At 39.4% G+C, this 20,321-nt stretch carries 19 protein-coding genes; 18 read left to right on the top strand and 1 reads right to left on the bottom strand.

From position 1 onward, the window contains the following. Positions 1-48: 48 nt before the first annotated feature. A complete protein-coding gene (gene abrB, locus AC3ANV_RS27275) occupies positions 49-333 on the bottom strand; it encodes a transition state genes transcriptional regulator AbrB (protein ID WP_307414013.1) in 285 nt (94 codons plus the stop codon). Between the two features lie 500 nt (positions 334-833). Between abrB and metG the strand changes: the two genes are divergently transcribed. The 18 genes from metG (at position 834) to mfd (ending at position 20,293) form a co-directional block, all read left to right on the top strand. Next, on the top strand, positions 834-2,789 hold the full coding sequence (gene metG / locus AC3ANV_RS27270; RefSeq protein ID WP_488311636.1) for a methionine--tRNA ligase: 1,956 nt from the start codon (positions 834-836) through the stop codon (positions 2,787-2,789). 425 nt (positions 2,790-3,214) lie between these two features. After that, on the top strand, positions 3,215-3,985 hold the full coding sequence (locus AC3ANV_RS27265; protein ID WP_488311635.1) for a TatD family hydrolase: 771 nt from the start codon (positions 3,215-3,217) through the stop codon (positions 3,983-3,985). Positions 3,986-4,218: 233 nt separating this feature from the next. Continuing rightward, positions 4,219-5,400 (top strand): ubiquitin-like domain-containing protein, encoded by a 1,182-nt coding sequence (locus AC3ANV_RS27260; RefSeq protein ID WP_488311634.1) that lies wholly within the window; start codon positions 4,219-4,221, stop codon positions 5,398-5,400. Between the two features lie 157 nt (positions 5,401-5,557). Continuing rightward, positions 5,558-6,118: a ribonuclease M5 gene (rnmV, locus tag AC3ANV_RS27255; RefSeq protein WP_488311633.1), complete on the top strand. Its 561-nt coding sequence runs from the start codon at positions 5,558-5,560 to the stop codon at positions 6,116-6,118. Further along, positions 6,111-6,989, top strand: coding sequence for a 16S rRNA (adenine(1518)-N(6)/adenine(1519)-N(6))-dimethyltransferase RsmA (gene rsmA / locus AC3ANV_RS27250; protein ID WP_488311632.1), 879 nt, complete (start codon positions 6,111-6,113; stop codon positions 6,987-6,989). The genes rnmV and rsmA overlap by 8 nt, the downstream gene beginning before the upstream one ends. 254 nt (positions 6,990-7,243) lie before the next feature. Beyond that, on the top strand, positions 7,244-8,128 hold the full coding sequence (gene yabG, locus AC3ANV_RS27245; RefSeq protein WP_488311631.1) for a sporulation peptidase YabG: 885 nt from the start codon (positions 7,244-7,246) through the stop codon (positions 8,126-8,128). A gap of 201 nt (positions 8,129-8,329) precedes the next feature. Beyond that, a complete protein-coding gene (gene veg, locus AC3ANV_RS27240) occupies positions 8,330-8,593 on the top strand; it encodes a biofilm formation stimulator Veg (RefSeq protein ID WP_488311630.1) in 264 nt (87 codons plus the stop codon). A 285-nt stretch (positions 8,594-8,878) separates the two neighbouring features. Next, positions 8,879-9,055, top strand: coding sequence for a small, acid-soluble spore protein, alpha/beta type (locus AC3ANV_RS27235; RefSeq protein ID WP_488311629.1), 177 nt, complete (start codon positions 8,879-8,881; stop codon positions 9,053-9,055). 515 nt (positions 9,056-9,570) lie between these two features. Next, positions 9,571-10,440: a 4-(cytidine 5'-diphospho)-2-C-methyl-D-erythritol kinase gene (gene ispE, locus AC3ANV_RS27230; protein WP_488311628.1), complete on the top strand. Its 870-nt coding sequence runs from the start codon at positions 9,571-9,573 to the stop codon at positions 10,438-10,440. A gap of 55 nt (positions 10,441-10,495) precedes the next feature. Next, positions 10,496-11,314, top strand: coding sequence for a pur operon repressor (gene purR, locus AC3ANV_RS27225; RefSeq protein ID WP_488311627.1), 819 nt, complete (start codon positions 10,496-10,498; stop codon positions 11,312-11,314). Between the two features lie 18 nt (positions 11,315-11,332). After that, positions 11,333-11,707: a RidA family protein gene (locus AC3ANV_RS27220; RefSeq protein WP_488311626.1), complete on the top strand. Its 375-nt coding sequence runs from the start codon at positions 11,333-11,335 to the stop codon at positions 11,705-11,707. Between the two features lie 263 nt (positions 11,708-11,970). Further along, entirely contained in the window at positions 11,971-12,261 is a 291-nt protein-coding gene (gene spoVG / locus AC3ANV_RS27215) for a septation regulator SpoVG (RefSeq protein WP_003347151.1), read from the top strand. Between the two features lie 195 nt (positions 12,262-12,456). Then, entirely contained in the window at positions 12,457-13,830 is a 1,374-nt protein-coding gene (gene glmU / locus AC3ANV_RS27210; protein ID WP_488311625.1) for a bifunctional UDP-N-acetylglucosamine diphosphorylase/glucosamine-1-phosphate N-acetyltransferase GlmU, read from the top strand. A gap of 23 nt (positions 13,831-13,853) precedes the next feature. Further along, complete coding sequence (locus AC3ANV_RS27205) at positions 13,854-14,810, top strand: ribose-phosphate diphosphokinase (RefSeq protein WP_488311624.1); 957 nt, start codon at positions 13,854-13,856, stop codon at positions 14,808-14,810. A gap of 99 nt (positions 14,811-14,909) precedes the next feature. After that, complete coding sequence (locus AC3ANV_RS27200; protein WP_488311623.1) at positions 14,910-15,545, top strand: 50S ribosomal protein L25/general stress protein Ctc; 636 nt, start codon at positions 14,910-14,912, stop codon at positions 15,543-15,545. A gap of 152 nt (positions 15,546-15,697) precedes the next feature. After that, a complete protein-coding gene (gene pth / locus AC3ANV_RS27195) occupies positions 15,698-16,258 on the top strand; it encodes an aminoacyl-tRNA hydrolase (RefSeq protein WP_488311622.1) in 561 nt (186 codons plus the stop codon). A gap of 157 nt (positions 16,259-16,415) precedes the next feature. Continuing rightward, positions 16,416-16,646: an anti-sigma-F factor Fin gene (gene fin, locus AC3ANV_RS27190; RefSeq protein WP_488311621.1), complete on the top strand. Its 231-nt coding sequence runs from the start codon at positions 16,416-16,418 to the stop codon at positions 16,644-16,646. 107 nt (positions 16,647-16,753) lie between these two features. After that, positions 16,754-20,293, top strand: coding sequence for a transcription-repair coupling factor (gene mfd, locus AC3ANV_RS27185; RefSeq protein WP_488311620.1), 3,540 nt, complete (start codon positions 16,754-16,756; stop codon positions 20,291-20,293). Positions 20,294-20,321 lie beyond the last annotated feature (28 nt).

Genomic DNA, 20,321 nt, shown 5'->3' with positions numbered 1-20,321 from the left:
TTTGTACATAAAAAACTCCAGCACCTACTTTAGGGCTGGAGTACTTTATTATTTCGCTAATTCAAATGATTGTTGGATTTCTTGTACTAATTGCTCTGCACCTTCACGGGAAAGGATTAATTTACCGCCTGCAAGAGCTAAGTTGTCATCAGAAACTTCACCGGTTACTTGGCAAGTCATATTTGGTTTATATTTTTTTAAGATAATACGCTCATCATCAACATAAATTTCAAGAGCATCTTTTTCTGCAATACCTAATGTACGTCTTAATTCGATAGGAATTACCACACGGCCTAATTCATCAACTTTACGAACGATACCTGTAGATTTCATTTAAACTATCTCCTCTCACTTATCTTAAAATTTTTCTCTATTTGTATTCGCCATTATTCGACAAATTTCTTATAAATCAATAATACCAGCCATTCCCATATCCGTCAATTATTTATTTTGAAAAATAAATGGAAAAAAATTGATTTTTATAAATGTTGATTTAACAAGTTTTAAGAGGCTATTTCTACCATTGTAATGTAAATTAAAATAATATTTTAAAGTAAGCTGATTCGACAAAAACCTACAATAAGCAATAGGTTGCCAACATAAGGTTCAGATAAATATCCATTTTTATGGGGGTTGAATAATAAATTTTTGAAGGGTGAGAATGGATAGGCGTAGCGCTCCAGTCCTGTCGTGCGCTAAAGGGGGCGCTTACGCTTTTAGTTTGTTGCAACAAAGGTGGCTTTTCGTTATATTTTGATGATATTATAGGGGAAAAACAGGCAATAATGATAAAATGATTATTGATGGTTGTCTAAAATTGAGGAGGGACACTTATGGAGGGAAAATTAAAAACTTTCTATATTACCACACCGATTTACTATCCCAGTGGTAATTTACATATTGGACATGCTTATACAACGGTAGCCGGTGATGCAATGGCGCGTTATAAGCGAATGAGAGGCTATGATGTTATGTATTTGACCGGTACGGATGAGCACGGTCAAAAAATTCAGCGTAAGGCAGAAGAAGCAGGGATAACCCCTCAAGCATATGTTGACGGGATCGTTGCAGGAATTCAAGAGCTTTGGAAAAAACTTGATATCTCTTATGATGATTTTATCCGAACGACACAAGAAAGGCACAAGCAGGTAGTTGAAAAAATCTTTGCTAGATTACTTGAGCAAGGGGATATCTATCTTGACAAGTATGAAGGCTGGTATTGTACACCGTGTGAGTCGTTCTATACGGACCGCCAGCTAGTGGAAGGGAATTGTCCCGATTGCGGCAGGCCGGTTGAAAAGGTAAAAGAAGAATCGTACTTTTTTAGAATGGGCAAATATGTAGACCGCTTGCTCCAATACTACGAGGAAAATCCGGATTTTATCCAACCTGAGTCCCGTAAAAATGAAATGATTAATAACTTTATCAAACCCGGCTTAGAGGATTTAGCTGTTTCGAGAACTACATTTGATTGGGGAGTAAAAGTACCTGGTGATCCAAAGCATGTCATTTATGTTTGGATTGACGCCTTATCGAACTATATAACGGCTTTAGGTTACGGAACAGAAAATGATCAAAAATATTTGAATTACTGGCCTGCAGATGTACATCTTGTCGGTAAAGAAATTGTTCGTTTCCATACGATTTATTGGCCGATTATGTTAATGGCTCTTGACCTTCCTTTGCCGAAGAAGGTTTTCGCTCATGGCTGGCTATTAATGAAAGATGGGAAAATGTCCAAATCAAAAGGAAATGTAGTCGACCCGGTCACATTAATTGACCGCTATGGTTTGGATGCACTCCGTTATTATTTATTAAGAGAAGTACCTTTTGGAGCAGATGGTGTTTTTACACCTGAAGGCTTTGTTGAGAGAATTAATTTTGATTTAGCTAATGATCTTGGAAACCTTTTGAATCGCACAGTAGCGATGATTGAGAAGTATTTTGATGGGGTTATTCCTGATTATACGGCTTCTGCTGGTGAATTTGATGCTTCATTGCTTCAAGTTAATCGTGAAACAGTTTCAAAATATGAGGAAGCAATGGAGAAAATGGAGTTTTCCGTTGCCTTAACGACTATTTGGCAACTTGTGAGCCGGACGAATAAATATATCGATGAAACACAGCCATGGACATTGGCAAAAGACGAGGAACGGAAACCTGAGTTAGCTAGCGTAATGGTTCACTTGGCGGAATCACTTCGGAGAATCAGTATTCTTCTTCAACCGTTCTTAACACGTACACCTGATGCTATTTTTAAACAGTTAAGCATTAAAGATGAGGCTCTTAAATCTTGGGAAAGTCTTGAACGTTTCGGTGTTATTCCTCACGGAACAAAGGTTGAAAAGGATGCTCCTATTTTCCCAAGGCTCGAAATTGCTGAAGAGGTTGAATTCATTAAGACAAAAATGCAAGGTTCTACCCCGTCTGCCCCTGAAAAGAAAGAGGAAGTACCTGAGAATATCGATGAGATTTCCATCGATGATTTCATGAAAATCGATTTGCGGGTTGCCGAAGTTATTCAAGCAGAGCCAATTAAAAAAGCAGATAAGCTTCTGAAACTCCAGCTTGACCTTGGTTACGAAAAGCGCCAGGTGGTTTCGGGTATTGCCCAATACTATAAGCCGGAAGAATTAGTGGGACGGAAAGTTATTTGTATTACAAATTTAAAACCGGTAAAACTACGTGGGGAGCTGTCTCAAGGAATGATTTTGGCCGGCTCAAAAGACGGTGCTCTGTCTCTTGCAACAGTGGATCAAACCTTGCCAAACGGGGCAAAAGTAAAGTAAGTTAATTATTGTTCAGCAAAAGCGCCTATAGGCGCTTTTGCTTTAATTATTATAAGAAAGTATAAATTTTGACTTTGAGAATTGTTCGGTTCCGGAGCCCGGCGACTAGTGTACTTCGCTAAACTAGCGCTTGCGCTTTTCTTATTCAGGAGGTTGATTTGTTCCACGTGAAACAAATTTCGGGACCTTTCTATTTTTTTATTCAGTTTTTGACGGCGTTTTTACTAAAGGCTATTTTCGCATAGATTGTTGTTTTTCGTATAAGTTTATCACCCAGTATAATTAGAAGCTTCGTGGCATCTTTTCGTAAGAACATTTGCGAAAATTGCTAGAAACTTAGTAAATGAACTTTATTAAGCTTGCAAAAGCAACAAAGTTTACGAAAAGAGCCTTACTAAATGAAGGACAAGGAGGAGGTTTATATCATGTTATTTGACACACATGCCCATTTAAATGCTGAACAATATAATGATGATTTAGAAGAAGTAATCTCAAGAGCCCGGGAGGCAGGGGTACATAATATGGTGGTTGTGGGATTCGATCGCCCGACCATTCAAAAAGCAATGGAGCTGGCAGAAAGCTATGAGTTTATTTATGCATGCGTGGGCTGGCATCCGGTAGATGCGATTGATATGACGGAAGAGGATTTGCTTTGGATTGAGGAGTTAGCAGCACACCCGAAAGTAGTGGCCATTGGTGAAATGGGATTAGATTACCATTGGGACAAGTCTCCAAAGGATATTCAAAAAGAGGTTTTTAGGAAGCAAATCAGACTCGCAAAAAAGGTAAAGCTTCCGATTGTCATTCATAATCGGGAGGCGACTGCGGATATAGTGGAAATATTGAAGGAAGAGGGTGCGGAGGAAGTAGGGGGAATCATGCACTGCTTTAGTGGAAGCCCTGAGGTCGCAAAGGAATGTGTGAAAATGAACTTTTATATTTCACTTGGCGGTCCTGTTACCTTTAAAAATGCAAAAAAGCCAAAAGAAGTTGTGGCTGAAATTCCATTAGATAAGTTGTTGATTGAAACCGATTGCCCCTATTTAGCACCGCATCCTTATCGCGGGCAACGCAATGAACCAAGCTATGTAAAGTTGGTTGCGGAACAAATTGCTGCTATAAAAGGGGTATCGTTCGAAGAAGTTGCAGATGCTACTACACAAAATGCTAAAAAATTATTCGCCATTAATCGATAAAGCAATTTGTCGAAGTGACTAGAAGTTTGTCCCAATTTTTTCTTATAACAAAAAGTTCTACAAGTCTCCTTTTACTCATAGGATTACCATGTCGATAAGTTTTTCTTTGCATTCCATCCAATATTATGCATAATTAGAAATACCTTCACAGGAAATGCAAGGGTTGACAGCCGACAGCATGGTTCTTACAATCTCTCCGAGAAAAGGAGGCGTTTTTCATCGTATTCAAATACATGAAAAGCCTGTTTTCCAAGTCTTTGAGTAAGAAGAAATTGGCCATCGCTTTTGCTAGTTTCGTAGTTTTAGCAACCACATTTGGGATTCTTACTTTTGAAGGATCGAAGAAAACCGTTGCACTAACTCTTAATGGCCAGCAAAAAGTCGTAGCAACACATGCAGATACCATCAAGGACTTATTTGATGAACTGGATGTACCTATTCACTCAAAGGACTACTTGTTTCCCGCGGCAAGCACCAAGGTGAAGGACCGCCTTAAGATTGTCTGGAAGCAAGCGAAGCAGGTTCACATTGTCAAAGACAACGAGAAAAAAACGATTTGGACAACTGCCAATACGGTGGCTGAGCTCCTAAAAGAGCAAAAAATTGTTTTGAAAGACCACGACCAAATCACACCCAGGCCGCAAATTGCAATTAAGGATAAGATGAATATTGGAATTAAAAGAGCTTTTCATCTTACATATGTTGACGGCGGTAAACAGCAACAAGTTTGGTCCACTTCGGCTACGGTCGCTGACTTTTTAACACAACAGGGAATTAAACTAAATGAATTTGACCGAGTTGAACCGTCATTAACAGAGACAGTATCTAAGAATGGTGTGGTAAACATCATTCGAGTAGAAAAAGTCACCGATGTAGTGGAAGAACCTCTTCAATTTGCCGTGATCACCAAGAAGGATGAAAGCTTGGAAAAAGGGTCTGAAAAAACTGTTACAGAAGGGCAGCAAGGGCTGATTTCTAATCAATACGAAGTGTTTTTTGAAAATGGCAAAGAAGTTTCGAGAAAATTAATCAGTCAAGAATTAGTAAGAGGCAAACAGGATAAAGTAGTGGCTGTCGGAACGAAGGATTTAACCTTACAAGTTTCCCGTGGTGCAACTGACTCGGGGCCGGAGTTTTACGTAAGCTCAACCGCCTATACAGCTGATTGTAATGGGTGTTCAGGGAATACGGCAACCGGCATTAATCTGCGTGCTAACCCGGACATGAAAGTGATTGCCGTTGATCCAAGGATTATTCCCCTTGGAACGAAGGTTTATGTTGAAGGCTATGGTTATGCAATAGCAGCTGACACAGGTTCAGCAATTAAAGGTTACAAAATTGATGTTTTCTTTCCTGCTAGCTCGGATTGCTACCGCTGGGGGAATAAGAAGATAAAAATAAAAATTTTGAATTAATCTTTTTGTGCAGAGGGTCCTATCCTCTGCATTTTGCTTTTTTCTCAAATTTCTTTATACTTCATTGTATGAATTAATACGTTAATATAGACGAGGGACATTACAAAAATGTTTCAAGTTTTTTTCAATTATATATTTTTTTAAAAGGACGAAAAGAATGAAGATTAAAGAGATTATTGTTGTTGAAGGAAAAGATGATACTACCGCAATTAAAAGGGCTGTTGATGCGGATACCATTGAAACAAATGGTTCTGCTGTGAATTTGGAAACGATTGAAAAGGTAAAACGCGCTCAGAAATCAAGAGGGGTTATTATTTTTACGGACCCGGATTACCCGGGTGAAAAAATTAGGAAGACGATTGCTGAAAAAGTCCCGGGCTGTAAACATGCCTTCTTAGAAAAAGAAGCAGCGATAGCAAAAAATGGCAAAGGGGTAGGGGTTGAACATGCCAGCCCGGAAACGATTAGAGAAGCACTTAAATATGCTCAACCCATGCATGAAACCATTTCTGAAGAAATAACGCAAGAGGACCTAATCACGGCCGGCCTGATCGGCGGAGAAGGTTCAAAGGAACGAAGAATTGTTCTCGGAAAGCTTTTAAAAATTGGTTATACAAATGGTAAACAACTGCATAAGCGCTTAATGATGTTTCAAATTAGTAAGAAGGAATTCGCAGAAGCAATTGCTGTTGTAAGGCAGGAGGAAAATAATGAATAAAGATATTGCTACCCCCGTTAGGACGAAGGCCATTCTTGAAAAATACGGCTTTTCTTTTAAGAAAAGCCTTGGACAAAACTTCCTAATTGATACAAATATATTACGGAAAATTGTGGATTTTGCTGAAATTGGTGAGAATACCAGTGCAATTGAAATCGGACCGGGAATCGGTGCGCTTACGGAGCAGTTGGCACGTAGCAGTAAAAAGGTGGTTGCCTTTGAGATTGATCAAAGATTGCTGCCTATTTTATCTGAGACATTATCTCCCTATCCTAATGTGAAAATCATTCATAAGGATGTCCTGGAGGCGAACGTACAGGAAGTGATGGATGAGGAGTTTACAAATCTTGAGGATATCATGGTTGTAGCTAATCTTCCTTATTATGTGACAACCCCGATTATTATGAAGCTGCTTGAGGAACGCTTACCGATCCGCGGCATTGTTGTGATGCTCCAAAAAGAGGTGGCTGATCGAATTTCAGCAAGCCCCGGTACAAAGGATTATGGCTCGCTTTCGATTGCTGTTCAATACTATACAAAGGCTGAGACAGTCATGATTGTTCCAAAAACGGTTTTTGTTCCGCAGCCGAATGTCGATTCTGCTGTTATTAGACTTACGAAAAGGGAAAAACCTGCTGTTTTAGTAAAGGATGAAGATTTCTTTTTTCAAGTAACAAAAGCCGGCTTCGCTCAACGAAGAAAAACCTTGCTGAATAATTTAACAAGCCAGCTTCAGGATGGAAAGCAGAAAAAGGAAGAAATCCTTGCCGCATTAGCTGCAAGCGGGATTGAACCTTCAAGAAGAGGAGAAACACTATCCTTAGAGGAATTTGGCCGCTTAAGTGATGAATTATATCCTTATTTTCGATAGACCCATTTCGGGTCTTTTTTCAGTTTTAGAGCAGGAGATTTAAGAAATTTATTAGCTGGAGGACAAAATCAGATTCGTAACAAAAGTTGCCTTATAAATATTTACCTCAAAGTGGTACATAATTACTTTTTCGCTAATACCTCTAATAGGTACTTCACTTTCACAAAAAGTCACATGTATAAAGGAATTTGCATAGCCTATGAAAGAAACTTTATTTGTAAGGCCTATATTCAGGTCTTATTGGAGTGAAGGCAGTGGATATTAATTTGATGGATATGGTCGGCAGACGATCGTATAACTGTGATATTCTATTCCGCGTTATTGATATTCGTATATTAAATGATCAAAAAATGGCCATTCTTTATGGTGAAGATTTTCGCCTGGTTGCAGATGCTCCTTACGAAGATTTGATTGTCATCAATCCATATGAAAGGGCTAAGATGACACAGGAATATAGAAATCTTGAAGAGCAATCTTTTCGGCTTTTTACACAGGATGTCGATCTTATCAAGCAAAGGCAGGAATATGAAGCAACGGGCGGATATGTTAAACCAACGAATTACTTTCAAATTCCGGGTAAGGTCCTCCATCTGGACGGAGATCAATCCTATTTGAAAAAGTGTTTGACGTTATATGAGAAAATCGGGGTTCCCGTATTTGGTATCCATTGTAATGAAAAGGAGATGCCCGGTAAAATTGGTCAGCTTATAGATTATTACCGCCCCGATATCCTTGTCATCACCGGTCATGATGCCTATTCAAAGGCCAAAGGGAAAATGTCGGATATCAATGCGTATCGCCATTCAAAACATTTTGTCCAAACAGTCAGGGAAGCGCGGAGAAAAATCCCCCATTTAGATCAACTCGTGATATTTGCAGGTGCATGTCAATCCCATTTCGAATCGCTTATCCATGCAGGTGCCAATTATGCCAGTTCCCCATCAAGGATCAATATACATGCACTGGATCCCGTATATATTGTTGCAAAAATAAGTTTTACTCCCTTTATGGAAAGAATAAATGTTTGGGACGTATTACGTAATACACTAACAGGCGAAAAAGGATTAGGCGGAATAGAAACAAAAGGTGTTTTACGGACAGGAATGCCTTATCGACCAGTGCAAGAAGAAGAAGAATAAGCCTTTATTTTCATGAAGGCTTATTTTTTTACGGGTGCACATATTCCTCCCCTGTTATGGTAACCATAGGAATGTTGAAATTTGGGAGAAAAAGTAGACGAAAAAATATTGACAATCATTTTGTCGGACTGATATAATTTTATGTTTTTATTTGACAGAACTATGTCAGCGTGTTATACTTTACATAGTGAGGTGGACCGAATGCCAAAAACCTTAGCCGATATTAAAAAGGCTCTCGATTCAAATTTAGGGAAAAGATTGTTACTTAAGGCAAACGGAGGACGTAGAAAAACAATCGAACGTTCCGGTGTATTAGCGGAAACGTACCCTTCTGTTTTTGTAATTGAGTTAGATCAAGATGAAAATGCATTTGAACGTGTTTCTTACAGCTACGCGGATATCTTAACTGAAACTGTTCAAATTACTTTCTATGAAGATGCAACAGGACATGTAGCTTTAAGTTAGAATATAAGCAATAAAAAGCAGTAAACTAACCGTTTACTGCTTTTTGCTATTTGTACAAGTAAGTAAAAAGTTTTGCCTTTGAGAATTGTCCAGCTCCAGCGCCCAGCGACTAGTGTACTTCGCTACCCTCCCTACGATAAGTCAACATCGAATCGCAAAAAACGCGATTCGTGTTTCCTTTATCTCAGTCGAGTAGCTCCAGTCCATACGTCGCTAAACGGGCGCTTACGCTTTTCTAATTTGAACATACTAAGAATGCCGTGAGTGAAGAAAGGGGTTGTTTAGATGGGCAGAAGAAGAGGTATCATGTCGGAACGTTTTAAAGAGGAGATTGCAAAAGAGCTTGGTTTTTATGATGTCGTTCAAAAAGAGGGATGGGGCGGCATCCGTGCAAGGGACGCAGGGAATATGGTGAAACGTGCCATCGAACTTGCAGAACAGCAATTGCTGACTAAGCAATAACTCTAACGGCACTTCCGCTTTTAGTTTAAACATCATTCATCTACCACGGTAAGGTCAGGGGCATGAAACCCCTGGCTTTTTTAATCTTTTAGGAAACTATAAAATAATTAGGTGTGGATAACTTGAAAAAAGTTATCTGAATTCAGCTCCAGCGCCCAGCGGCTAGTGGACTTCGCTCTTCTCCCTACGATAAGTCAACATCGGATCGCTATCGCTCTCCGTGTTTCCTTTATCTCAGTCGAAGCGCTCCAGTCCATACGCCGCTAACCGGGCGCTTGCGCCTTTTGTTCATCTTTCCCCAATAAAAAATATGATAATTAATATTCATGCTCTTATTTTCTTCCTACACTTTATTCTCAATCATACTAATGATAAAATATTTTATTTGATAGGATTATCATATGTCACGTCTTACTTTTATCTTTTTGTGGTAAAATAGGACAAAATATGGATTTCGGTAAAGCGCAAGCGCTTAGGCGCAGGAGCTGGACAATTACAAAAGTAGGTGGACGAGCGTGAAGCTTTTAGTAAAAGCACCGGCCAAGATTAATTTATCATTAGATGTTTTGCACAAACGTCCTGATGGATATCATGAGGTAGAAATGATTATGACCACGATTGATTTGGCCGATCGGGTTGAACTAACTTTATTAAATCAAGATAAAATACATATTCTTTCCCATAATCGATATGTTCCGGATGATCATCGCAATTTGGCCTATCAGGCTGCACAGCTATTGAAGGATCGATTTCAAATAAAAAGAGGTGTGCAGATTTGTATTGAAAAAACCATCCCTGTTGCTGCAGGACTTGCCGGAGGAAGCAGTGATGCGGCAGCGACATTACGAGGCTTAAATAAGCTCTGGGACCTGGGATTAACATTAGATGAATTAGCAGAGCTCGGTTCTGAAATAGGTTCGGATGTTTCATTTTGTGTTTATGGAGGTACAGCCCTTGCAAAAGGAAGAGGAGAAATGATTACCGACCTTCCTGCCCCGCCGACCTGCTGGGTTATTCTTGCTAAGCCTTTTATTGGAGTTTCAACAGCAGAAGTTTACAGAAGGCTTGATTTGAACGGAATGCAGCATCCAAATATAAATGAAATGATAATGGCTATAAAAGACAATAATTATCAAAAAGTGTGTGAAAATGTAGGGAATGTTTTAGAAGACGTGACTTTAAACCTCCATCCGGAAGTAGCACAAATAAAGGATCAAATGAAACGCTTTGGAGCTGACGCTGTATTGATGAGCGGCAGCGGGCCAACTGTTTTCGGGATTGTCCAGCACGATTCGAGAATGCATCGTATCTATAATGGTCTTAGAGGGTTTTGCGATCAAGTATTTGCCGTACGTATGTTAGGTGAACGGCATTCTCTTGATTAAATGCGTACAATAGTGATATTCTTTAGTTAGAATATTCGTCTTTTGGGGGTTAGCTATGAAGTTTCGCCGCAGTGAACGATTGATTGATATGACGAATTATTTATTGGACCATCCTCGTGAGCTCGTTCCGTTAACATTTTTTGCTGAGCGCTACGATTCCGCAAAATCATCGATAAGTGAAGATTTAGCTATTGTCAAAGAGACATTTGAACAAAGAGGCATCGGAACACTTCAAACGGTGCCCGGGGCTGCCGGTGGAGTTAAATTTTTCGTCAAAGTTAGCGAAGAAGAATCAAAACCGTTTGTTAAGGAGCTTTGCGATTTAATTGCTGATCCTGATCGGCTTTTACCGGGTGAGTATTTATATTTAACTGATATTTTAGGCAATCCTTCTATTGTTCAAAAGGCGGGTAGAATTATTGCATCCGCTTATTCTGATATGAAAATTGATGTTGTCATGACGGTGGCAACGAAAGGGATACCCCTTGCATATGCAGTGGCCAGTCAGTTAAATAGTCCAGTAGTTATCGTCAGAAGAGACAGCAAAGTAACAGAAGGACCCACGGTCAGCATTAATTATGTTTCCGGCTCGGCAAAAAGAATTCAAACGATGGTCCTGTCCAAAAGAAGCCTGGCACAGGGTTCAAGGGTTCTGATCGTTGATGACTTTATGAAAGCCGGCGGAACGGTTATGGGAATGATCAGTCTGCTTGAGGAATTTAATGCAAGTGTTGCAGGGATTGCTGTTTTAGTTGAAGCAGAAAAAATTCATGAACGACTTGTAGATGAATATCTTTCCCTAGTTCAATTAACTGAAGTAGATGTAAAACAAAAAAAGATAAATGTAAGAGAAGGAAATTATTTTAAAAGGTAGTAAACTGGAGGTAAAGACATGAACGTAATTCAAACAAATGAAGCACCTGCTGCGATTGGACCGTACTCCCAAGGAATTATTGTTAATAATATTTTTTATAGTTCAGGACAAATTCCTTTAACAGCAGAAGGAAACTTGGTTACAGGAGATATAAAGGAGCAGACACACCAGGTTTTTGCAAACTTGAAAGCGGTTCTTGCTGCTGCAGGAGCTTCGTTTGAAACCGTTGTGAAAACAACCGTATTTATTAAAAATATGGATGAATTTGCTTTAGTAAACGAAGTATACGGCGAATATTTTTCCACGCACAAGCCGGCAAGATCCTGTGTAGAGGTTGCCCGGTTGCCGAAGGATGTTTCAATTGAAATTGAAGTAGTAGCGCTCGTGAAATAAACGAGCGTTTTTTATTTGCAAAAAAATAATAAAATTTCAACTTTGAGAAATGAAATGTCCGGCTTCGGCGCCTTGGCGCTTCCGCTTTTCTTTGAATCCGCTTACTTTTTTGTATTAATTTGTAAAATAATGACCATTTTTTACAATAGTTCACTATTTTGCCCTAATTTTTCAAAAAAATTTTAAAATTTAAGAAGGAATACATAAATTTTTGTTGAATTTATTTAACTAGCTTTTTATCTATGAGAAAAGGGTGTGAGCAAATGGAAGTAACAGACGTAAGATTACGCCGTGTTAATACGGATGGACGCATGAGAGCAATTGCTTCAATCACTTTAGACAACGAATTTGTCGTTCATGACATCCGGGTTATCGACGGTAACAACGGTTTGTTTGTGGCTATGCCAAGTAAACGTACTCCGGACGGAGAATTTCGTGATATTGCGCATCCAATCAATTCAGGAACACGCGGTAAAATCCAAGAAGCTGTATTGGCTGAGTATCACCGTTTAGGTGAATTAGAAGTAGAATTTGAAGAAGCCGGAGCTTCCTAAGGATTAATACAACTAGGGCCTACTTCACAAGTAGGGCTCTTTTTATTTTTTATCCTTCCTCGAAAATTCTTTCAGAATCCTTTCATAAAAAATTTCCAGATAATAAAATTTGACACTTTCGGTTCATTCCTTGAAAAGGCAGGTCATTTACGTTAATATTTTTAATGGATAAAAAGGTAAATTGGAGGCCTGTTCATGTCAAATCGGTTTGCTGTGATTTTAGCCGCAGGACAAGGAACGCGGATGAAGTCTAAGCTTTATAAAGTATTACACCCTGTATGTGATAAACCAATGGTCCAACATGTTGTTGATCAAGTAACAAAGCTCAATATACATGAAATGGTCACAGTTATTGGTCATGGAGCTGAAAAGGTAAAGGCACAATTAGGGGACCAGAGTCAATATGTCCTACAGGAACAACAACTGGGCACAGCTCATGCTGTCATGCAGGCGGATAACATTCTTGCAGGAAAAGAAGGAGTAACCATTGTTGTTTGTGGTGATACCCCTTTGATTCGGGCAGAAACAATGGAGTCACTTTTTAAACACCATGAGGAATTAAAGGCAAAAGCTACGATTCTTACTGCAAAAATAGATGACCCGACCGGATACGGCCGAATTATTCGTAATGAAAACGGTCTTGTTGAAAAAATTGTTGAACATAAAGATGCAACAGAAGCAGAGCGGGAAATAAATGAAATTAATACCGGAACTTATTGCTTTGACAATTTTGCTTTATTTGAAGCATTAAAAAATGTTTCAAATGATAATGTTCAAGGAGAATACTATTTACCTGATGTAATTGAAATACTGAAGAAACAAGGGGAAGTTGTCACAGCTTTCCAAACTGATGAATTTGAAGAAACGTTAGGTGTAAATGACCGGGTGGCATTAGCTGAAGCAGAGCGGATTATGCGTGTGCGCACAAATGGAAACCATATGCGTAATGGAGTAACGATTATTGATCCTGCTAATACCTACATTGGAACAGATGTTGAAATTGGCCGGGATACGGTTATCTATCCGGGAACGATGCTAAAAGGGAACACTGTAATTGGGTCAGATTGCGAAATCGGGCCTAACTCAGAAATTGATAACAGCGTAATTGGTGATGAAACAGTTGTCCGTCAATCGGTTGTCCATAGAAGCTCCGTCGGTGCACATGTCAATATCGGTCCATTTGCTCACATTCGACCGGATTCCGACATTGCCGATGACGTAAAAATCGGCAACTTTGTCGAAATTAAAAAGGCTATTTTCGGAAAAGGCAGCAAGGCATCACATCTCAGCTACATTGGCGATGCCGAGGTAGGCAGCAATGTCAATATTGGCTGCGGCTCGATTACTGTTAATTACGATGGTAAAAATAAATTCTTAACAAAAATTGAAGATGACGTCTTTGTCGGCTGTAATTCAAATCTGGTAGCCCCTGTCACGGTAGGAAAAGGCGCTTATGTGGCAGCAGGTTCAACAATAACTAGAGACGTACCCGGTGATGCATTGTCCATTGCCCGTTCTCAGCAAGTGAATAAGGAAAATTACGTTCAAAAGTTAAATCTAAAGAAATAAGCGAATGATTCAGGAGGGCAATCATGTCAAATCAATACTTAGATCCAAATTTAAAGGTGTTTAGTTTAAATTCAAATGTTCCCCTTGCTAGAGAAATTGCAAAATTCATCGGTGTTGAACTTGGAAAAAGTTCTGTAACAAGATTTAGTGACGGAGAAATCCAAATCAATATAGAGGAAAGTATCCGCGGTTGCGATGTGTATGTCATCCAGTCGACAAGTGGACCTGTTAATGAACATATCATGGAATTGTTAATCATGATTGATGCTTTAAAAAGAGCTTCTGCGAAGACAATTAATATCGTTATGCCGTACTATGGCTATGCCCGTCAGGACCGTAAAGCACGTGCACGTGAGCCGATTACGGCGAAATTAGTGGCAAACCTGCTTGAGACAGCCGGTGCAACCCGTGTCATCTGTCTTGATTTACACGCTCCGCAAATCCAAGGTTTCTTTGATATTCCGATTGACCATCTAATGGGTGTGCCTATTCTTTCAGAGTACTTTAAGAATAAGGAATTAAATGGTGATATTGTTATTGTGTCTCCGGACCATGGCGGGGTAACGAGAGCTAGAAAAATGGCTGAGCGTTTGAAAGCACCAATTGCGATTATTGACAAACGGCGTCCAAGACCGAATGTTGCAGAAGTTATGAATATCGTTGGTAATATTGAAGGTAAAGTAGCGATTTTAATTGATGACATCATTGATACAGCAGGAACCATTACCCTCGCTGCAAACGCTTTGGTAGAGAATGGTGCCCTTGAAGTATACGCTTGCTGTACACATCCTGTATTATCAGGACCTGCCATTGATAGAATTCAAAATTCAAAAATTAAAGAATTAGTCGTAACCAATTCCATTGCACTGCCGGAAGAGAAAAAGATCGATAAAATTATTAACCTATCTGTAGCTCCGTTAATTGGTGAAGCGATTATTCGTGTCCACGAAGAACAGTCCGTTAGCACACTGTTTGATTAATAATTTGTGACGATTCTGTACTTCTATGTTTAGACCTTCCTATTTTAGGGCAATTTTTATATAGGCAGATTTTAACTAAATTAGGAAGGTGACAAACTCATGAGTACTGTTTTACAGGCAAAAGAACGGAAGGAATTCCGGCATTCAGCGTTAAAGAAAATCAGAGATGATGGAAATATCCCTGCAGTCATATATGGAGCAAAGATTGAGAACAAGCCGGTGTTTGTTAGTTCCGCTGATTTAACTAAAACAATCCGCACTGTTGGCCGGAATGGGGTCATTGCTCTTGATGTGGACGGCAGTAAGCATGATGTAGTACTTACAGATTATCAAGAGGATTTTATAAAAAAGGAAATCATTCATGTGGATTTTCTAGCCGTTGATAAATCTTCAAAAATCAATGTGACTGTGAGATTAGCACTTGTTGGAGAGGCAGCCGGCGTAAAAGATGGCGGTGTTCTGCAGCAGCCTGTTCATGAGCTTTCCATTACATCTACTCCGGGAGATATCCCGCAGCAAATTGAAGTGGATGTAACGAACTTACAGGTAGGCGAAACGGTAACGGTTGCTGATATTCTTTATCAAGGTTCATTTACCATTAACCATGAAGCAGACGAAGTGGTTGCATCCATCCTTCCTCCTAAGCAAGAAGAGGAAATTAATGCCGGGGAACAACAAGAATCAGGTCACCCTGTTAATGAAGAAGGAAGAGAAACAACTCCTGTAGGAGAATAGTAAGTAGACGTAACCTGTTTTTAGGTTACGTCTTTTGCAGTTTTTGTGTTGAAGCAATCATCAGATTAATATTTATAATTGTTTTAATATAGGAGAAGAGTATGTTACGGAAAATCTTTAGTAGGTGGACTGGGCGGGAAGAGGTGGGAAAATTGAAATTAATTGTTGGTTTAGGCAATCCGGGAAAGCAATATGAACATACCAGGCACAACATTGGCTTTGAAGTAATCGATGAATTGTCACGCCAATTCAGTATTCCGTTGGATCAGTCTAAATTTAAAGGGTTGTACGGAATCGGCTTTCACAAGGGTGAAAAAATCCTACTGTTGAAACCACTTACGTATATGAATTTATCGGGAGAATCTATTAGAGCTGTAATGGACTATTACCAAATAGATGTAGAAGATTTAGTGGTGATTTATGACGATCTTGATTTACCGGTAGGGAAAATTAGGCTACGCCAAAAAGGCAGTCCTGGCGGTCATAATGGAATTAAGTCGACAGTAGCCCATCTTGGCACACAGCAATTTAACAGAATTCGAATCGGAATTGACCGGCCGGAAAAAGGAATGAGCGTCCCCGACTATGTATTAGGTCGTTTTCGTAAGGACGAACTTTCAACCCAAGGGGATGCGGTTAAAAAAAGTGCAAGTGCGTGTGAAGCTTGGCTGGAGAAATCGTTCCCCGAAGTAATGAACGAATTTAATCAGTAATTGTTCATGAGATTGGCCCCTTATTCATACAATAAATCAAACCTTCTTATTTTTAGGAAGGGAAGAAATCACAGTCAGTTAAACTGAGAAAAATTTTGTATAAGTTCCTCCTATAGGGTAATACTAATTATAAATCAGAGACTAGGGAGGGACAAGCGTGGCTATCCATTATCATTGTCGCCATTGTGGTACAAAATTAGGTTCAATTGAAAACTCGTCGATACACAGCGAAACTCTTGGCCTTCATAAATTAACTGAACAAGAAAGACAGGAAATGGTTGCGTACGACCTCTCAGGTGATATTCACATAACGGCAATATGTGAGGATTGTCAAGAAGCCTTAGAGCGGAATCCGGATTATCATCAATATGATTTCCTTATTCATTAACCAGCTTTGGAAGGAACTCCAAAGCATTTTTCTATTTATAATATTCAAAAATTAAAAACCCTAAAATATAGTTAAGCAGGAATTTGTTTAGGAGAGGAGGATAAATTTTGAATGGTTTAAAATCATTGTTCCTTCAGCAGGAAGATATCCGCTCGATTATATCCGGAGTGGAGGAAGGATTGAAGGAGCAGCTTATTGCCGGATTATCCGGTTCGTCGAGAACAGTGCTTACTGCCTCCATTTATGAACAGATGAACAGGCCGATTCTTTTTGTTACACACAATCTATTACAAGCACAAAAACTATATGATGATATTGTCAATCTATTAAGTGAAAATGAAGTTTTTTTATTCCCGGCAAATGAGTTGATTGCTGCTGAGATGAGCATAGCCAGTCCGGAGTTAAAAGCCCAAAGAATCGAAGCCTTGAACCACTGGAGCAAGAGCGAACGGGGCATTATGATTGTTCCGATTTCGGGACTAAGAAAAATTATTCCGCCTAAGTCTTTATGGAAAAAATATCAGCTTCCATTAAAACTTGGGGAAGATTTAGATGTGGATCAGCTATTAAATACTTTTGTTAAGATGGGATACGTAAGAGCGGAAATGGTCTCAACTCCCGGGGAATTTAGTGTAAGAGGCGGGATTATTGATATTTATCCATTAACTGAGGCCGATCCGCTCCGAATTGAATTGTTTGATACAGAAATAGATTCGATTCGTTTTTTCTCCCTTGAAGACCAGCGATCGAAAGAAAAGGTCTCAGAAATTTTGATTGGACCCGCTACAGAGATTCTTCTTGAAGAAGAGGATTACAGCCGCATTATTAGTCATCTTGAGTCCGGCTTAGCTAAGAGCCTAAGGAAATTAAAAGATGACAAGGCGAAAATGCAGCTTTCGCAAAATATCAGCTTTGAACTGGAGCAGCTGAAACATGGACAAAAACCTGACCAGGTCTTTAAATATTTATCCTTTGCCTACGAGCGGACTACTAGTTTACTAGACTACCTTCCAAGTAATGGCCTTGTGTTCATTGATGAAATCAGCAGGGTCCAAGAAATGAATGATTCGCTTGTAAAGGAAGAAGCGGAATGGTATACATCCTTACTAAGTGAAGGGCAAATCATCCATGATATACATATTTCTCATGACCTGCAAGGATTATTACAAAGAAGGGATTTTCCAATTCTTTATATGTCCTTGTTTCTTCGTCATGTTGCAAATACGAGCCCGCAAAATATTATTAATATTTCCTGTAAACAAATGCAAAATTTCCATGGACAAATGCATTTATTAAAAACGGAAGTAGACAGGTGGAAAAAAGGCAATTATTCTATTTTATTTTTAGGACCTGATGCGGAACGCGTTAAAAAGCTCGAACGGGTTTTAGAGGACTACGAAATTTCTGCAAGCGTTTTAGGTGAGGATCAACAGCTTTTACCGGGAAAAGTACAAATTTCAAAAGGAAACCTGCATTCCGGCTTTGAGCTGTCCATCCAAAAAATTGCTGTCATCACAGAGGAAGAGCTTTTTAATAAACGAGTTAAAAAGTCAACGAGACGACAAAAGCTATCCAATGCGGAAAGAATTAAGAGCTATTCGGAACTTCGAATAGGTGATTATGTTGTCCATGTTAATCATGGGATTGGGAAGTATTTAGGGATTGAGACACTTGTCATAAATGGTATCCATAAGGATTATTTGCATATTCGTTATCAGGGATCCGATAAACTTTATGTTCCCGTCGAACAAATCGATCTTGTTCAGAAATATGTTGGTTCGGAAGGTAAAGAACCGAAGGTATATAAACTTGGCGGCAGTGATTGGAAAAAGGTGAAAAAGAAAGTCCAATCGTCTGTAGAAGATATAGCGGATGATTTAATCAAATTATATGCGGAACGGGAAGCCGCTGTTGGCTATGCCTATTCTCCGGATGGGGATATGCAAAGGGAATTTGAAACGGCCTTTGCTTATCAGGAAACGGAAGATCAGCTTCGTTCCATTCATGAAATTAAAAAGGATATGGAACGGCCTCGCCCAATGGATCGTTTGCTTTGTGGAGATGTGGGCTATGGGAAAACAGAGGTGGCTATCAGAGCGGCATTTAAAGCAATTTCTGACGGTAAGCAGGTAGCTTTTCTTGTGCCTACGACTATTTTGGCCCAGCAACATTATGAAACGATGAGAGAGAGATTTCAGGATTTTCCGATTAATATTGGTTTGTTAAGCCGTTTTCGTTCGAAAAAGCAACAAACCGAAACCATTAAGGGTCTCAATGCAGGCACTGTCGATGTTGTGGTCGGAACACACCGGCTGCTGTCAAAAGATGTGGTTTACCGTGATTTAGGGCTATTAATTATTGATGAAGAGCAAAGGTTTGGGGTTACCCATAAAGAAAAAATTAAAAAGTTAAAGACAAATGTTGATGTTTTAACATTGACAGCTACCCCTATTCCAAGAACGCTTCATATGTCAATGCTCGGCGTCAGGGATTTATCGGTAATCGAGACACCGCCTGAGAATCGTTTTCCTGTCCAAACCTATGTGATGGAATACAACGGGTCTCTTGTAAGAGAAGCAATTGAAAGGGAATTAGCACGCGACGGACAAGTCTACTTTTTATATAACAGAGTAGAAGATATTGAGCGAAAAGCAGAAGAGATTTCGATGCTAGTGCCTGATGCCCGCGTCACCTATGCACACGGCCAAATGTCCGAGAATGAATTGGAATCTGTTATGCTAGGCTTTTTATCAGGGGAATTTGATGTCCTGGTCAGTACGACGATTATTGAAACAGGGGTCGATATCCCGAATGTAAACACATTGATTGTTTTTGATGCAGATAAAATGGGACTATCACAATTATACCAGCTCCGTGGCAGGGTCGGCAGGTCGAATCGGGTGGCTTATGCTTACTTCACATACCGGAAGGATAAAGTTTTAACGGAAGTCGCTGAAAAGCGTCTGCAAGCAATTAAAGAGTTTACTGAGTTAGGCTCAGGTTTTAAAATTGCCATGCGTGATTTATCGATTCGCGGTGCCGGTAATTTATTAGGAGCCCAACAGCATGGATTTATCGATTCTGTAGGTTTTGATCTGTATTCACAAATGTTAAAAGAAGCCATTGAGGAGCGAAAAGGAGACCTTAAGGCGGAAGAAAAAGCTACGGTTGAAATCGACCTCGAAATTGATGCTTATATTCCGGATACTTACATTAAAGATGGACATCAAAAAATTGAAATGTATAAGCGTTTTAGAGGAGCACAAACTCTTGAGGATATTGAAGAGCTTCAGGATGAAATGCTTGACCGGTTTGGTGAATATCCAGACGAAGTCGCTTATCTTTTCCAAATCGCTGAAATGAAGGTTTTTGCGCTTCTTGCGGGCGTTGAAGTTGTAAAACAAGGAAAACAGGAAGTTACCATTTTAGTAACTGAGCAGGCCAGCAACACAATCGATGGAGAAAAGATTTTTAAGATAAGCAGCCAATTTGGCAGAATGGTCAGTCTTGGAATGGAGGGCCAAAGATTTAAAATGGTCATCCAGATAAAAGGTACTGAGACAGCAGGATGGCTTAATGTAGTGTTTGAAATGATTAAAGGGCTTCAATCATCGAAAAGATGTGAGGAAAAAAACTCTGTAAAATAACAATCGGCTAAATTAGTAACGGGTTCAT

The organism is Neobacillus sp. DFD-2R, from assembly GCF_057747865.1.
Note: the sequence above shows the minus strand (reverse complement) of the source record. Positions and strands in the feature narration are given on the sequence as shown.

Excerpts from the sequence above, each read along its gene's own strand:
- abrB (WP_307414013.1), bottom strand. The coding sequence starts at position 333 with ATGAAATCTACAGGTATCGTTCGTAAAGTTGATGAATTAGGCCGTGTG.
- metG (WP_488311636.1), top strand. The coding sequence starts at position 834 with ATGGAGGGAAAATTAAAAACTTTCTATATTACCACACCGATTTACTAT.
- AC3ANV_RS27265 (WP_488311635.1), top strand. The coding sequence starts at position 3,215 with ATGTTATTTGACACACATGCCCATTTAAATGCTGAACAATATAATGAT.
- AC3ANV_RS27260 (WP_488311634.1), top strand. The coding sequence starts at position 4,219 with ATGAAAAGCCTGTTTTCCAAGTCTTTGAGTAAGAAGAAATTGGCCATC.
- rnmV (WP_488311633.1), top strand. The coding sequence starts at position 5,558 with ATGAAGATTAAAGAGATTATTGTTGTTGAAGGAAAAGATGATACTACC.
- rsmA (WP_488311632.1), top strand. The coding sequence starts at position 6,111 with ATGAATAAAGATATTGCTACCCCCGTTAGGACGAAGGCCATTCTTGAA.
- veg (WP_488311630.1), top strand. The coding sequence starts at position 8,330 with ATGCCAAAAACCTTAGCCGATATTAAAAAGGCTCTCGATTCAAATTTA.
- AC3ANV_RS27235 (WP_488311629.1), top strand. The coding sequence starts at position 8,879 with ATGGGCAGAAGAAGAGGTATCATGTCGGAACGTTTTAAAGAGGAGATT.
- purR (WP_488311627.1), top strand. The coding sequence starts at position 10,496 with ATGAAGTTTCGCCGCAGTGAACGATTGATTGATATGACGAATTATTTA.
- AC3ANV_RS27220 (WP_488311626.1), top strand. The coding sequence starts at position 11,333 with ATGAACGTAATTCAAACAAATGAAGCACCTGCTGCGATTGGACCGTAC.
- spoVG (WP_003347151.1), top strand. The coding sequence starts at position 11,971 with ATGGAAGTAACAGACGTAAGATTACGCCGTGTTAATACGGATGGACGC.
- glmU (WP_488311625.1), top strand. The coding sequence starts at position 12,457 with ATGTCAAATCGGTTTGCTGTGATTTTAGCCGCAGGACAAGGAACGCGG.
- AC3ANV_RS27205 (WP_488311624.1), top strand. The coding sequence starts at position 13,854 with ATGTCAAATCAATACTTAGATCCAAATTTAAAGGTGTTTAGTTTAAAT.
- AC3ANV_RS27200 (WP_488311623.1), top strand. The coding sequence starts at position 14,910 with ATGAGTACTGTTTTACAGGCAAAAGAACGGAAGGAATTCCGGCATTCA.